General features: G+C 59.3%; 16 protein-coding genes. 7 read left to right on the forward strand and 9 right to left on the reverse strand.

Annotated features, from left to right (window positions below):
• Positions 1–338 precede the first annotated feature (338 nt).
• The 3 genes from FIU93_RS15200 (at position 339) to FIU93_RS15210 (ending at position 1,831) form a co-directional block, all read left to right on the forward strand.
• The gene (locus FIU93_RS15200; protein WP_023000594.1) at positions 339–1,055 is read left to right on the forward strand and encodes a hypothetical protein; all 717 of its coding nucleotides are present in this window, start codon (positions 339–341) and stop codon (positions 1,053–1,055) included.
• Positions 1,033–1,227, forward strand: coding sequence for a hypothetical protein (locus FIU93_RS15205; RefSeq protein ID WP_152506066.1), 195 nt, complete (start codon positions 1,033–1,035; stop codon positions 1,225–1,227). The genes FIU93_RS15200 and FIU93_RS15205 overlap by 23 nt, the downstream gene beginning before the upstream one ends.
• A 76-nt stretch (positions 1,228–1,303) precedes the next feature.
• The gene (locus FIU93_RS15210) at positions 1,304–1,831 is read left to right on the forward strand and encodes a hypothetical protein (protein WP_152506067.1); all 528 of its coding nucleotides are present in this window, start codon (positions 1,304–1,306) and stop codon (positions 1,829–1,831) included.
• Between the two features lie 483 nt (positions 1,832–2,314).
• On the opposite strand, the gene FIU93_RS15215 is transcribed toward FIU93_RS15210, so the two are convergent.
• From FIU93_RS15215 to FIU93_RS15225, 3 genes are all read right to left on the reverse strand, one after another.
• A complete protein-coding gene (locus FIU93_RS15215) occupies positions 2,315–3,589 on the reverse strand; it encodes a malonyl-CoA decarboxylase (protein WP_152506068.1) in 1,275 nt (424 codons plus the stop codon).
• Positions 3,590–3,722: 133 nt separating this feature from the next.
• Positions 3,723–5,054: a methyl-accepting chemotaxis protein gene (locus FIU93_RS15220; RefSeq protein WP_209010134.1), complete on the reverse strand. Its 1,332-nt coding sequence runs from the start codon at positions 5,052–5,054 to the stop codon at positions 3,723–3,725.
• Positions 5,029–5,556, reverse strand: a complete 528-nt coding sequence (locus FIU93_RS15225; RefSeq protein ID WP_023000600.1) for a PAS domain-containing protein — start codon at positions 5,554–5,556, stop codon at positions 5,029–5,031. The genes FIU93_RS15220 and FIU93_RS15225 overlap by 26 nt, the downstream gene beginning before the upstream one ends.
• A 451-nt stretch (positions 5,557–6,007) precedes the next feature.
• Here FIU93_RS15225 and FIU93_RS15230 point away from each other — a divergent pair, with 451 nt between their 5' ends.
• The 3 genes from FIU93_RS15230 to FIU93_RS15240 all read left to right on the forward strand — a co-directional run bounded on the left by FIU93_RS15230 (position 6,008) and on the right by FIU93_RS15240 (position 7,842).
• A complete protein-coding gene (locus tag FIU93_RS15230; RefSeq protein ID WP_152506069.1) occupies positions 6,008–6,850 on the forward strand; it encodes a rhodanese-related sulfurtransferase in 843 nt (280 codons plus the stop codon).
• 91 nt (positions 6,851–6,941) lie between these two features.
• Positions 6,942–7,529 carry a hypothetical protein gene (locus FIU93_RS15235; RefSeq protein ID WP_023000602.1) on the forward strand — a complete coding sequence of 196 codons (588 nt, stop codon included), beginning with the start codon at positions 6,942–6,944 and terminating at the stop codon, positions 7,527–7,529.
• A gap of 82 nt (positions 7,530–7,611) precedes the next feature.
• Entirely contained in the window at positions 7,612–7,842 is a 231-nt protein-coding gene (locus FIU93_RS15240; RefSeq protein ID WP_152506070.1) for a hypothetical protein, read from the forward strand.
• 222 nt (positions 7,843–8,064) lie between these two features.
• Here FIU93_RS15240 and FIU93_RS15245 read toward each other — a convergent pair whose 3' ends face one another.
• Both FIU93_RS15245 and FIU93_RS15250 read right to left on the reverse strand, forming a co-directional pair.
• Positions 8,065–8,955: an SMP-30/gluconolactonase/LRE family protein gene (locus FIU93_RS15245; protein WP_075284431.1), complete on the reverse strand. Its 891-nt coding sequence runs from the start codon at positions 8,953–8,955 to the stop codon at positions 8,065–8,067.
• 133 nt (positions 8,956–9,088) lie between these two features.
• Entirely contained in the window at positions 9,089–9,559 is a 471-nt protein-coding gene (locus tag FIU93_RS15250) for an Lrp/AsnC family transcriptional regulator (protein WP_023000605.1), read from the reverse strand.
• 183 nt (positions 9,560–9,742) lie between these two features.
• Here FIU93_RS15250 and ald point away from each other — a divergent pair, with 183 nt between their 5' ends.
• Positions 9,743–10,882, forward strand: coding sequence for an alanine dehydrogenase (gene ald, locus FIU93_RS15255; protein WP_023000606.1), 1,140 nt, complete (start codon positions 9,743–9,745; stop codon positions 10,880–10,882).
• A 208-nt stretch (positions 10,883–11,090) separates the two neighbouring features.
• Here the strand turns inward: ald and FIU93_RS15260 are convergent, their stop codons facing one another.
• The 4 genes from FIU93_RS15260 to FIU93_RS15275 form a co-directional block, all read right to left on the reverse strand.
• Positions 11,091–11,387, reverse strand: coding sequence for a hypothetical protein (locus FIU93_RS15260; RefSeq protein WP_023000607.1), 297 nt, complete (start codon positions 11,385–11,387; stop codon positions 11,091–11,093).
• 169 nt (positions 11,388–11,556) lie between these two features.
• Positions 11,557–11,826, reverse strand: coding sequence for a lipoprotein (locus FIU93_RS15265; protein WP_055655350.1), 270 nt, complete (start codon positions 11,824–11,826; stop codon positions 11,557–11,559).
• Positions 11,827–11,869: 43 nt separating this feature from the next.
• Positions 11,870–12,139 (reverse strand): glycine zipper domain-containing protein, encoded by a 270-nt coding sequence (locus FIU93_RS15270; protein WP_023000609.1) that lies wholly within the window; start codon positions 12,137–12,139, stop codon positions 11,870–11,872.
• A 50-nt stretch (positions 12,140–12,189) separates the two neighbouring features.
• On the reverse strand, positions 12,190–12,459 hold the full coding sequence (locus tag FIU93_RS15275) for a glycine zipper domain-containing protein (protein WP_055655348.1): 270 nt from the start codon (positions 12,457–12,459) through the stop codon (positions 12,190–12,192).
• Positions 12,460–12,598: the final 139 nt, after the last annotated feature.

A 12,598-nucleotide genomic window follows, 5' to 3' on the forward strand; every position in this document is an offset into this window, starting at 1 on the left:
AAGGATGTGTTTGGCGGTGCGAATCCAAGGGGGACGATGGCCCCTTCGTGAAGGGGAAATCCGACCGCGTGGAGTTTCATTCGCACAGCGGTGGATAACCGGCTTGCCTTGTGGGCGGTGAATCTCCGGTTGAAAACTCCCGTTCTTTCAAACCGGTACCCGCAAGTTTTAACCTTGATATTTTTTCTTGTTTGACCGCCTTGGCAGACAACTTAACGTGCTGCCAAGCAGGGAAAATCGGTGCCTATTTAATCTATTGGCAAACAAGGCGATCGCCGCGTTTGACGCGGCCGCTCTTTGCAGGATGCGGATGAAGGGCAACATCAAACGGGACATCCATGCATAAACTGGATTTCGAGTTGGACAAGGCACAGCTGAAACGTGCCTGGGGCGTTATAGACAGGGAGTTTCAACGCCTGGGGCTGATGCTGCGCCGCGGGTCGGATTTCGATGTTGTCGAGGCCATGGCGGCGGCCAGCGGCCTGAAGCGACTGGAGGGGCATTTCACCCCCAGTCTCAACACCTATACGCCTTCACAGGCGTTCTGGCTGGCGCTGGTGGATGAGGAAGACCGGATGGTCGGGCGGGTGTGCGCCCGTTTCGACAGAATGGCCTATCCGATGACGCTGACCGATTTCTGGCGCAAGTATTTTCACCGCTGCTACCCGGATGCGGAGGGCGGCAAGGTTGTGCTGAGTGACAAGCAGCCGCGCGTTGGCCGGCGCATTACCGGCGACGTTGTTTATCTGGGCGGAACGGAAGTTGCCAAGGAGTGGCGCGGTTCGAAGCTCGGCGGCCTGCTCAACCAGATGGCCCAGATCGAGGCATTGGATGAGTGGGGCGCCGGCTTCTATTACGGCTGGGTGCAGGGTTTCAACTTCATGGACGGCTTCTGGCGCGACTGCGGCTTTACCCGTGCACACTTTCATGCACTGAACTGGGTTGAGCCGCTGCCTGGTACGCTGGATGCCAATCTGATTTTTGTTGCGAACACAGCTGACGATGTGTGCGATCTGATTGATAGGATCGCGAATGGACTTCAAGCAAAGTCATGAGGCAGAAAATCCGCGTGAACCCGGCACTGGTGCGGAATTTCACGAGGAGACGCTGCAGCGTCATGTCCGGCACACCTTCGCCCAGCTTGTTGCCTGTGCGCTGGATGTCGAACCAGGGCTCGCCTTCCATGGCGATCTGGTAGGCATCAGCAACGCCCTGGCGGTAGACTGAGGGCAGGAAGCTGGTCGGCGGACGTGGTGTTTCCGGGTCAAGAGCCTGTGGAAAGAACCGGCGGAAGGTGCTGTGCTTGCCCACAAAGGTCAGCGGCGGCACGTCGCCCGGCTCGGCGGTCGGCAAGGTCATCAGCAGATACGGGCTCAGCTGCGTCATGCGGCTGTCCTGCACGATGATGCCTTCGTTTTCGCGCCAGGTCTTGAACAGAAACTGCGTCTTCTCTCCCGCCAATCCGTTTTCGATCAGCGAGAAGGGTAGCGGCTCAACAAAAGTGTTGATGCTCATGGACGCCTCCAAAGGGACTGGATTTCGGAAGAAACCCCTTCTGCATGGCTTCGGCATAGATGTCATATCTTGCCGCTGCCGCCAACTGGGCACGTTCGCCGTCGCTCAGCAGGCTGGTCTGGTCGTGGTCGAACAGATCGAAGCAATGGAAATCGAGCAGGAACAGACAGTCATATCTTGCTGCAATTTCAAATATTTCCAGGAATTCGAGCTGCTCTTTGGTGTATTGATCTTCGCTCATCCCTGCCGCCTTGTCTTTACATGTCATTTTTTGTTTTGCCTTTCAGACAATTTCCGGCGTCGAGAAACCCATTGAACGGTCTGCTCGCCTGGAAAGCGGCCGGCTTTTCGCGCCGGTACGTCTTCCAGGCGTCCCCTGATGTGCAGAGGCCGCTTCAATCCGAGATTGGTATGGATCCCGTTTCGCCAATCGCAGATTAGCAAAGAATTTTGCTGCACGCGAGATTTCTTCTTCAACTTTCCTTAGGTGTTACCCAAGAAGCGAAGAAGTAGTCGCCCGGGCACTGTGACGTCACCTGCAAGTTGACGGTTTTGAAGCCGAAGACAAGGCCAAGACAGCCGGAATCCGTCTTTCCGGCAGCGTCAGGATAACGCCGGGACCGATAGCTATCGGTTGGGGAGGGGCGGCGGGAATCGCGTTGACCCGTGATGCGCCGAGCCTGGTTTCAGAGACCGTTCTGAACAGGACAGTTAGCGCGCCAGGGTGGACGAATGGCGCCGGCTCGGCGGGCAGGGCACCGGCAGCATGAGCTGCGATTGGCTCCCGACCCGTGCGCCATCAAGCCTGTTGTGTAGCTTCCGCTTCGCGCAAATTCAGTTTCTTTGCGGCCGCGTCCAGAGACCTGATGTCCGAAGAGGCGGCGATTTCCCCTGCCGCCGCATAGCGGTCGTGGTTTTGGGCCACCTTGCCGAGATCGTAGAGGTAATTCACCATCACGCCGGCAGATTGGGCACGGCCCTTTGCGGAAGTGTCGGCTTCTGCATGGACGGCATGCACCAATGCGCCGTTGCCCAGATGGAAGCGCGCCACCGGGTCAACCGGTTGTCCGTCCTCGCGGCGGGCTGACAGAAGATAATGCGCGGCGAGGGTGCGTAGCAGCTTCGGGTCCGCGTCCTGGAAAGCAATGCTTTCCGCCGACAGCCATTTCGTCAGGCCAGGGATCGGCGACAGGGTAACGAAGGTTTTCAGTCCCGGCAATTCTGCCGAAAGATCGGCCGCCACCTGCTTGATCAGGGAGTTGCCGAAGGAAATGCGGGCCAGGCCTTCCTGACAATTGGAAATCGAATAAAACACGGCGGTACGGGCCGTGGCCGCTGTGATGGGTTCCCTGTCACCTGCCAGAAGGTCCTGGATGGAACCGGGGATGTCTGCGGTGAGCGCGACTTCCACGAAGATCAGCGGTTCGTCGGGCATGGACGGGTGGAAAAAGGCGAAGCACCTGCGGTCGCCAGGGGCCAGGCGGCTGCGCAGGTCTTCCCAGCTGGTGATTTCGTGCACGGCCTCATAGGCGATGATCTTTTCAAGGATATGCGCCGGACTTTCCCAGCTGATCGGCCGCAGCACCAGAAAGCCCCGGTTAAACCAGGAAATGAACAGGTGTCGGAAATCCTGGTCGAGCGCCTGCAATTCCGGATCGGCGCCACCGAGACGCAGGAGGTCGGCGCGCATGCGCACCAGTTGCTCGGTGGCACCGGGAATCTGGTTCAGCCGCCGTATCAATTCCTGGCGCTTGGGCTCCACAGCCGCCATGAAGGCCGTGTATGTCTTCCGGTTCGGGCTCGCCTCATAGGCATCAAGGGCAGTGCGCACGCCGGCCGGATCGATGTTCATGTCGTGGGCAAGGTGGCGGAAGAACTGCAGCTTGTCGCTGTCCTCCATTTCCTGAAACCGTTGCAGGAGCGTGCTGGCCGCGGCAAGGCCCGTCACGTCGCCAGCTGTGCCGACAAGTGCGCTGACCAGATCCTCCATCGGCCGATTGTCGCGCCGGTCCGGCGCCGCTGTGCGATAGCGGCGCTCGAAGATGGTCGACAGCAGGTCGCCGAGAATGGTCATGTGGGCCTCCAGAACGTCCAGTGAGGGGTGGGCTCTGTCCTGAAGATAAGAGGTGTGAGGCTTTGACCCAATTCCCCAAAAGAGGCAATCCGGGCACGAACGCCCGGGTTGGATTGCCTAACAGCCAGTGTGCCTAGGCGGCTTCGCTGTTCTGCTGCTCGAGCGGGCCTTTCTTCAGCGATTTGAAGAAGGCCGCCACTGCTTCGGTGAGCTGCCCGGCGTTGGAGGACATGTTTTCCGCGGAGCTCAGCACGGTCTTGGAGGCCGCGTGAGTGGTTGCCGCATTCTGGGCGACACCGTCCACAATTCCGGTCACCTTGTTGGTGCAGGCCACGGTGTTGGTCACGTTCTCCTGTATGGCCTGTGTCGCTTCCGCCTGCTTGACCGAGGCGTTGGAAATCATCGTGGTAATGGATTCGATTTCCGTAATGGTTTTGGAAATCGTGTCGAAGGACTGAGCCGTATCGCGGCTGGCCGCGTCGACTTCCTCCAAAGACTGGGTGATCTCCTGTGTCGCCTTGGCTGTCTGCGTTGCCAGTTCCTTCACCTCGGCTGCAACCACCGCAAAACCCTTGCCCATTTCACCGGCGCGGGCCGCCTCGATGGTGGCATTGAGTGCCAGCAGGTTTGTCTGGTCGGCAATGGAGGAAATCAGGTCGATGATCTCGCCGATAGCTTCGGCGGAAGTCCGAAGGCTGTTTGCCTTGTCCTGGCCTTGCGTGACCTGGGTAACGGCAGCACGGGCGATTTCGATGGAGCGTTCGATCTGGCCGCTGATTTCGCTGGCCGTCGAGGACAGGTGATCGGCGGCGGATGCCGCCGCATTCACATTTTCGGCTGTCAGGTCGGCCGCGTCGGCAATGGCGGTCACGACTTCCGAATTGGAAACGGCAGAGGTTTCCATTTCCTCGGCCGTCCCGGTCATCTGCTCGGCGGAAGCCATCAGGCTCTGGGCAATCTGGCTGATCTGGCTTTCAAAGGAATCCGTCGACTGGCGGAAAGCGCCGACGCGGCCCTTGATGGTCTCGATGGCCATGTTCATGATTTCCGCATTCTGCAGATAGCTGCCATTGAGGCCACCAGGCTGGATGCGGCGGTAGTAGCGGTTGTTCTCGATTGCCGTCATCGAAGCGGCGGCCTCACGCAGGAAGGCGTCCGTCCGGTCGATCATGTGGTTCATGGAGGTCATCAGCTCACGGACTTCACCGGCTTCGGTGTAATCCTTGGCTCTCACCTCGAAGTTGCCCCAGCCGATTTGGCTGCAGACTTCCGTCGCAGCCACAAGTCCCCGCCGGGTCCGATGCACCGCGGTCAGCGCGAAAAGCATGGCCAGCATGACGATGGCGCCACAGAGGACCATTGCCATGGTCAGGCCCAGCAAGGCACAGACCACCGTCGCCGCGCCGCCCACCAGCGCGACACCCGACGCGATCGTGGCGTTAAAGAGTGTGAATGAGCTCGTCATAGCTCACGCCTTTCGATTGAAGGATCGATACCAGCTGATCGTGACCGGCCTGCATGCCGGTCTTGCGGTTGTCCGCCTGCTGTTCTGTCTGTCGCAGCTGGGCGTAAAGCGGGGTGATGATGTCGTCGACAATCCGGCGGTTGGGCACTCGGCGATTGGAATGATAGCCGATGATCTTGCCGCTCTCGCCATAGGACGGCGTGACATGGGCCAACACCCAGTAGTGGTCGCCGTTCGCGGACATGTTGACCACATAGGCGAAGATCTCTCCGCCGGCCTCTATCGTGTCCCACAGCAGCTTGAAGACACAGCGCGGCATGTCCGGGTGGCGGATGAGGCTGTGCGGCGCATTCTCCAGAGCCTTGCCATCAAAACCCGCGATATCCCGAAAGATGTTGTTGGCGTAGGTGATGCGCCCGCGCGTGTCTGTTTTCGAGACGATCAGGTCCCGTTCGGAAAAGAACCGTTCCACCCCCGTCGGGGTGACCTTGTACTGGGTCATCCTTGGTGCGCCCGCTAATGTTGGCAATTCAGGGTTAGGGTACGGTTGCGTGCTTAATGATCCTTAAATGAAAGCGGATGAGGTTTGATTTTTAACTATATGAATTAATTCGTATTTCTAACGATGTCATCTTTCTCCGTAGAGAGTTTTCTTGAGGCAAATTGTTACCGATCTTTTTGTTGCTCTGACGCTATTCTTCGATTCTTCCGAAGGGTTTGGGCGATGTTCCTTTCGAGGAACTTCAATCGGCAAGTTCCGCGTTGCATGGCCCCTGGCGCATGTTCGGTTGTGCTCAAGCAAAACCTGCAGGGCGGCCTCGCCTGCAGAGAACCGGGTCCGAGAAACTGCGGACTTTTCAGAAGGGGGGCTTAGGCTGTATAGAGGGCGCCAATAGCCGGGTGGTGCTTTTGCCCCTTGGGCCCGGCGTCTTTCAAGAAACAGAACAAGCCCCATGAACGAATTTCTCGTTGCCGCCCTTTATATGTTTACGCCGCTCGACGACTTCGAGGCCATGCGCAGTCCGCTCAAGGTCTATTGCGAGGAACGGGATGTGCGCGGGAGCCTGCTGCTTGCAGGAGAGGGTATCAACGGCACGATTTGCGGTCCGGAAGCCGGTGTGCGAGAGGTCCTTGCGCATCTGCGGTCGGACCCGCGGCTTGCCGGGCTGAACCACAAGGAAGCCTGGACCCACCGACATGTCTTCAAGCGCATGAAGGTGAGGCTGAAGCAGGAGATCGTGCGGCTTGCGGTTGACGGGATTGATCCGAACGAGATTGTCGGCGAATACGTCAAGCCGGAAGACTGGAATGCCCTGATCTCCGATCCGGATGTCGTCGTCATCGACACGCGCAACGACTACGAATTCGCCTTCGGCACGTTCGAGCGGGCGCTCAATCCGAAAACCCAGTCGTTCCGGGAATTCCCGGCCTGGGTGGACGGCGAAGACGAGCTTCAGAAAAAGCCGAAGGTCGCCATGTTCTGCACCGGTGGCATCCGCTGTGAAAAGGCGACGGCCTGGATGCTGAAAAACGGCTTCGAAGAAGTCTATCACCTGGAAGGCGGCATCCTGAACTATCTGGAGAAGGTGCCGGAAGCCGACAGCCTCTGGAAGGGCGAATGTTTCGTCTTCGACGACCGGGTGTCCGTCGACCATCAGCTGCAGCCACGCTGGGGAGAATGGATCCCCGAAGAGGCCCGTCACATCATCAACGAGGACACCGACTACGAGAAGAGTGCCCGCGCTGAAGCTGATGACGAAGAGGGCGAACAGCAGATCGTCAGGGCTGTTTCTTAACGGATATTAACTTTTTCGCTTTAATGCCTTGTGGAACTTCCCTAAAGTCAGGGTTGCGGGAGATTTCCTGCGCCAGACTGGGGGAAAGTACATGCGTCACAGCTTCTGGAGCGCGCTTGCCGCGCTGATCGTAAGTCCGTTGGTCAGCACGTCCGTGCTGGCCGGGGGCAAGGCACTGTCCTGCTATGAACAGGCCACCGTGCCGGCCGTCTACAAAACCGTGAACGAGCGCGTGCTCGTCCAGCCGGCATCCAGCTACGTGGTGCAGAAGCCGGCCGTCTACAGTTATCAGGCCCGGCGTGTTCTGGTGCAGCCGGAGCGGGTCAGCTATCGCACATCGCCTGCCGTCTACCAGACACGGCAGAGCCGGGTTCTGGTTCAACCCGCCAGCGTCGGCTGGGAATACCGGGTCATCAACGGTCGCAACATCCTGTGCAAGGTGCAGAACCCCGCCGTCTATCGAACCGTCAGCCAGAAGGTTCTCGTGCAGTCGGCGTCCCGTGTCGCAGTGCGCCAGCCTGCCATTTACAGCTCCGTGAAGGAAAAGGTGCTGGTTCAGCCTGCCACGAGCTACCGGGTGCAAAAGCCCGCGGTTTACCAGACGGTCAGCCGCCAGGTGCTGGTTCAACCCGCCCAGACAGTCTGGAAGCCCGTAAAGGTGCGGGGTTGCCGCTATTAGGTGACTGGGTCAAGATCGGTTCTCTGTCCGTTTTCCGGAGCAGGCTGAAAGCCGGTTACCTGACCAGTTGTGGGGCTGAAACATGATTTGCACATTGATTGCGTCTTCCATCCTGCTCAGCATGGAGGACGGCTCCATGGCCGTGCTCATTCCCGAAAACCAGTCGGTCCGCATTTTCAACGAGCAATCGGTGAAGGGGGAAGGGGCCGTCGTTCACCTTTACGGGGAAACGAAAATCCAGGTGCCGGGTGTGAAAGCGGAGCAGATCATTGAAGCTCTCAGGGACTGCCAGCCTCCGCAGGATGCTGAATAACCGGCCCAAAACAACTGCCATCGACAGACAGTCGTCAGGCGGGGTGCTCAAAAATTCGTTCCGGCATGGCCTCCGAGCCAAAGGCTCTCCCTCATCCTGAGGAGGAGGGATGTTTATCTTCACCCTGATGTTGTGCCCGGGTCGGCGGAACGGATGACAGGCCAAATGTGCGGCAGAAGCCGGTTACAGCAGAAACCGACTTGCCCAAGGCGTTGCTTTTGATCAGCTTTTTGCTGTCCTGAACCGGTAGGTCTTCAAGCCGGTCTTGCCGTGACCTTCCACCAGGAACAGGCCGCCTGACAATGTGTCGGGTTCGACCGCGGTCGGGTCGGCGGGCTGCTTGATGCTGGTGACGATCAAATGGTCCAGATCCGGGCCGCAGAAGCAGGGCATGGTGGGCTTGTCGACCGGAAGCTTGATGGCGGCAAGCAGGTTGCCGTCCGGGGCAAAGCAGTTGAGAACGCCTGCGGATACCCCTGCGCTCCAATAGTTGCCTTCGGTGTCGACCGCTGCGCCATCCGGCCGTCCGGTGTCGTTGGTCTGCTGGGCGTACAGCATCTTGGAGCCAAGTGCACCGGTCTCCGGGTCGAAGCCGTAATATTCGATCCAGCCGGGGGAGGTGTCGGAGTGGTACATGTAGGTGCCGTCCGGCGTCCACGCGAGCCCGTTGGAGCATTGCAGTTCGTCACGGATCTCGGCAACGTCGCCGCTGCCGTCGACCCGGTAAAGACCGGCAATCGGTTCACGCGGTGAGCTGGTGTCCATGGTGCCGACCCAGAAGGCCCCATCCGGACCGACCTTGCCGTCGTTCAGCCGTGTGCGCGGCTCATCCGCCTGAACTTCCGCCAGAACCTCGCTCGCACCGCTTTCGGGATCGAACAGAACGATCTTGTCCCACACGCTGACAATCAGGCGATCGTCATCCGTCAGGCCAAAGGAGCCGACCTCATTGTCGAATTGCCATGTGGTGATCTCGCGGCTGGCCCAATCCATGGACTGGATGGAGCGGCCCTGGATGTCGGCCCAGAGCAAGCGGTTCAATCTGTCGTCCCAGGTCGGGCATTCTGCAAGCTGGTAAGTCGTATCGATGAAACGGGTGATCGTATGGGTCACCGGAGCGGGTTCCTTGAAAAGCCGGGCAGTTGAATGGATGCGGACTATACCTGCCAGTGCTGGCTGCGTCGAGACGCTGGATTTAGTGGCGGAATTGCAGGCGGTTTGGTTGTGGACCGGTCCTGAAAGGAACTCATGTTTCGCCGTTCAGGGGAATCGCCGTGCGTCTGACGATCGGCCGGATGGCGAAGGACGATTTCATTCTGAGAACGCCTGGGAGCTGGGCAAGGTGGTCGCGGTGGATGCGTTCGAAGTCGATCGGGTCCCGGGCCGAGAGGCGCAGGATGTAATCGGCATCACCTGCCATCAGGAAACACTCCATGATTTCGCCGGACCGGGCCACGGCGCGTTCGAAATTCTCAAGCGTTTCCTTGGACTGGCCGGTCAGCGAGATTTCCACGAAAACGTCCATGTGCCGGCCGAGTTTCTTCTGGTCCAGAAGCGCGACGTATTTTTCGATGATGCCGGCTTCCTCCAGCGCGCGCATGCGCCGCAAACAAGCGGAAGGGGAAAGCCCCACCTTTTCCGCCAGGTCCGCGTTGGCGATGCGGCCGTCGCTTTGCAGAACGTTCAGGATCTTCTGGTCGAGGCGATCGAGTTTCATTTTTGCTGCACCGCACATAATGCCGAGTTCAAGATAATACATAGCAGATAATTTGAAGAAATATCAATTCGACACAATAAAATTGCGCGTATTTGAATGGAGGCCCCCGGGAACGCAAGCACATTCGACGAAAACAGGCGTAAAATAATCGGCAATCAATAATGCTTCCAGAGGAGTCGAGTTATGCGCATTGGTGTGCCGAAAGAAATCAAAAACCACGAGTATCGGGTTGGTCTGACCCCGAACAGTGTTCTTGAAATGGTGGCTCATGGCCACGAAGTTGTCGTTGAAACCAATGCCGGTGTCGGCATCGGCGCCAGCGATGCCGACTACGAAGCAGCAGGCGCGAAGATCCTGGCAACAGCCAAGGAAGTCTTCGATGCCGCGAACATGATCGTGAAGGTCAAGGAACCGCAGGCCGTCGAACGCGCCATGCTGCGCCCCGACCACATTCTCTTCACCTATCTGCATCTGGCGCCAGACGCGGAGCAGACCGCGGACCTGGTAAAGTCCGGTGCGACCTGCATTGCCTATGAAACCGTTGTCGATGCCCGCGGCGGTCTGCCGCTTCTGGTGCCGATGTCCCAGGTTGCCGGCCGCCTGTCGGTGATTGCCGGTGCCAAGGCGCTGGAAAAGGCCCAGGGTGGCTCCGGCACGCTCGTGGGCGGTGTTCCCGGCGTCGAACCGGCCAAGGTCGTTGTCATCGGCGGCGGTGTGGTCGGCTCGCATGCCATTACCATGGCGCTTGGCCTTGGAGCCGATGTCACCGTTCTCGACCGGTCTACCGCCGTTCTGGGCAATCTCTCACAGACGTTCGGTCCGGCACTGAAAACCGTCTATTCGACCAAGGCTGCCCTAGAGAAACATGTGCTGGAAGCCGACATGGTCGTCGGTGCGGTGCTGGTTGCCGGTGCGGCGGCACCAAAGCTGGTTTCGCGCGAGCTGGTCAGCCGCATGAAGCCGGGCTCGGTTCTCGTTGATGTCGCCATCGACCAGGGCGGCTGCTTCGAAACCTCCAAGGCAACGACGCATTCCGAGCCGACCTACATCATCGATGAAGTCGTTCACTACTGCGTCGCCAACATGCCGGGCGCCGTGCCGAAGACGTCCACCTACGCGCTGAACAACGCCACCCTGCCGTTCGCTCTCGCACTGGCAGACAAGGGGGCCAAGAAGGCGCTGCTCGATGATCCGCACTTCCTTCCGGGCCTCAACGTGATCGGCGGTCAGGTGACCTGTGAGGCGGTCGCAACCGCTCTCGGCTATGCCTACGTCGATCCGAAGGTTGCTCTTGAGCAGGCCAAGGAAAGCGCTGCTGCCTGATAAGGGGACTTCGCTTCAAAGATGAGAAAAGCCGGTCCGTTGGGCCGGCTTTTTGCTTTCTCAACGGGATTTTGGACTGACGTGACAGCGGTGAGCCCGTGACCTGCTGTTCGGCGCTACTCGCGTTGAAAATGTCGGGCTGTTTCGCAGGTTGTTGCACTTCTGATTTCGCAGGGGGCAAACAAACCTTATTGTCGTGCGAAAGGGGTTACGGGCAGCGGACCTTGTAAGGTGTGCCCTGTTCATCCGTGGCAATGCAGTTGCGCGGGGTGGTGACGACACCGATCAGGCCGCCACCGACGGCGCCGAGAGCGGCGCCTGCAAGGGTCGCGTTCACCGTGGAACCGGCAACTGCGCCGATCGTGGCACCGGTTGCCGCACCGAGACCTGCCCCGATCAGCATCCTGTCCCGTTGACTTTCGGTGTTGGCGCAACCTGTCAGCACAATGGCGAGACTTGCGGCTGCAAGGACGGATCTCATCCAGAACCCCTTGGCGAAAAACATGTATGATCCAAGGGTGGAGATCTATGGTTAACAGTTTCTTACCAAGGCGGATTTATCCAAGGCAGATCCTGAAAGCAAAACGGGCATGCCCATGAATCCATGGGCATGCCCGGTATTGTCGCTAAATTCGTCCGCTCTGACGATGGTCAGGACGACAGAGAACCTGGCCTTACGGGCAGGCGACTCGGTAGGGGTTGCCATACCGGTCATGCGCCACGCAGTTTTTCGGTGTGGTCGCAGCGCCGATGACAGCGCCACCCGCAGCACCGATAGCGGCACCGGCGAGAACCGGAGCTGCACCGGCACCGGCAGCGGCACCGACAATGGCGCCGGTCGCGGCACCAAGGCCACCGCCGACAAGCGCGCGGTCTCTCTGGCTGCTTGACTGACAGCCGGCGAGGGCAGTGGCCGCAAGGGCCACCAGCAGGATCTTTTTCATTTCGTAAACCTGTGAAGACCCGATTGACTCAGGTCAGTTGAGATCAGGGGCAGGCGACGCGGTACGGGTTGCCATACCGGTCGTAGGCGACACAGTTCTTGGGTGTCGTTGCGGAGCCGATGATGGCACCGCCTGCAGCACCAATTGCCGCACCGGCGAGTGCCGGGCCGACGCCGTTACCGGCGGCGGCACCGATCACGGCACCGGTTGCCGCACCAAGACCGCCGCCAACAAGCGCGCGGTCTCTTTGACTGTCAGACTGGCAGCCTGCCAGAAATGCGGCCGAAGCGGCAATCAGAAGGAGTTTCTTCATAGTTTTCTTCCCAACGGTCTATTACCGAAACGAAAAAGGATCGCTCCCGATTACGGGCAAGCGACCCGGTAAGGATTGCCGTAGCGGTCGTAGGCGACGCAGTTCTTCGGAGTCGTTGCGCTGCCGACAATTGCACCACCGGCCGCACCGATTGCACCACCAACCAGGGCGCCGCCGACATCGCCGGTTGCCGCAGCACCGATTGCTGCACCGGTTGCCGCGCCAAGACCACCGCCTACGAGGGCGCGGTCGCGTGAGCTATCGGATTGGCAGCCCGCCAGGGCAAGGCCTACTGCTGCGAGCAGAACTAGTTTTTTCATGAAATCAGTCTCCCTGTCGGACCGCAACCTCGGCGGGTCGAATGTATAAAATCATTCCAAGCCTAAGCTGCTTTGCACGTTGGGGCAATCTCTGTTTGCCGCAGCCGGCCCGTGTTCATCGTGAATACCAATAAGAGTT

It is taken from the genome of Labrenzia sp. THAF35 (assembly GCF_009363595.1).
Classification (GTDB): domain Bacteria; phylum Pseudomonadota; class Alphaproteobacteria; order Rhizobiales; family Stappiaceae; genus Roseibium; species Roseibium algicola.

Bases quoted from the DNA above. Each gene is read 5' to 3' on its own strand.
- FIU93_RS15200 (WP_023000594.1), top strand. From the start codon at position 339: ATGCATAAACTGGATTTCGAGTTGGACAAGGCACAGCTGAAACGTGCC.
- FIU93_RS15205 (WP_152506066.1), top strand. From the start codon at position 1,033: ATGGACTTCAAGCAAAGTCATGAGGCAGAAAATCCGCGTGAACCCGGC.
- FIU93_RS15215 (WP_152506068.1), bottom strand. From the start codon at position 3,589: ATGACCATTCTCGGCGACCTGCTGTCGACCATCTTCGAGCGCCGCTAT.
- FIU93_RS15220 (WP_209010134.1), bottom strand. From the start codon at position 5,054: ATGACGAGCTCATTCACACTCTTTAACGCCACGATCGCGTCGGGTGTC.
- FIU93_RS15225 (WP_023000600.1), bottom strand. From the start codon at position 5,556: ATGACCCAGTACAAGGTCACCCCGACGGGGGTGGAACGGTTCTTTTCC.
- FIU93_RS15230 (WP_152506069.1), top strand. From the start codon at position 6,008: ATGAACGAATTTCTCGTTGCCGCCCTTTATATGTTTACGCCGCTCGAC.
- FIU93_RS15235 (WP_023000602.1), top strand. From the start codon at position 6,942: ATGCGTCACAGCTTCTGGAGCGCGCTTGCCGCGCTGATCGTAAGTCCG.
- FIU93_RS15240 (WP_152506070.1), top strand. From the start codon at position 7,612: ATGATTTGCACATTGATTGCGTCTTCCATCCTGCTCAGCATGGAGGAC.
- FIU93_RS15250 (WP_023000605.1), bottom strand. From the start codon at position 9,559: ATGAAACTCGATCGCCTCGACCAGAAGATCCTGAACGTTCTGCAAAGC.
- ald (WP_023000606.1), top strand. From the start codon at position 9,743: ATGCGCATTGGTGTGCCGAAAGAAATCAAAAACCACGAGTATCGGGTT.
- FIU93_RS15260 (WP_023000607.1), bottom strand. From the start codon at position 11,387: ATGTTTTTCGCCAAGGGGTTCTGGATGAGATCCGTCCTTGCAGCCGCA.
- FIU93_RS15265 (WP_055655350.1), bottom strand. From the start codon at position 11,826: ATGAAAAAGATCCTGCTGGTGGCCCTTGCGGCCACTGCCCTCGCCGGC.
- FIU93_RS15270 (WP_023000609.1), bottom strand. From the start codon at position 12,139: ATGAAGAAACTCCTTCTGATTGCCGCTTCGGCCGCATTTCTGGCAGGC.
- FIU93_RS15275 (WP_055655348.1), bottom strand. From the start codon at position 12,459: ATGAAAAAACTAGTTCTGCTCGCAGCAGTAGGCCTTGCCCTGGCGGGC.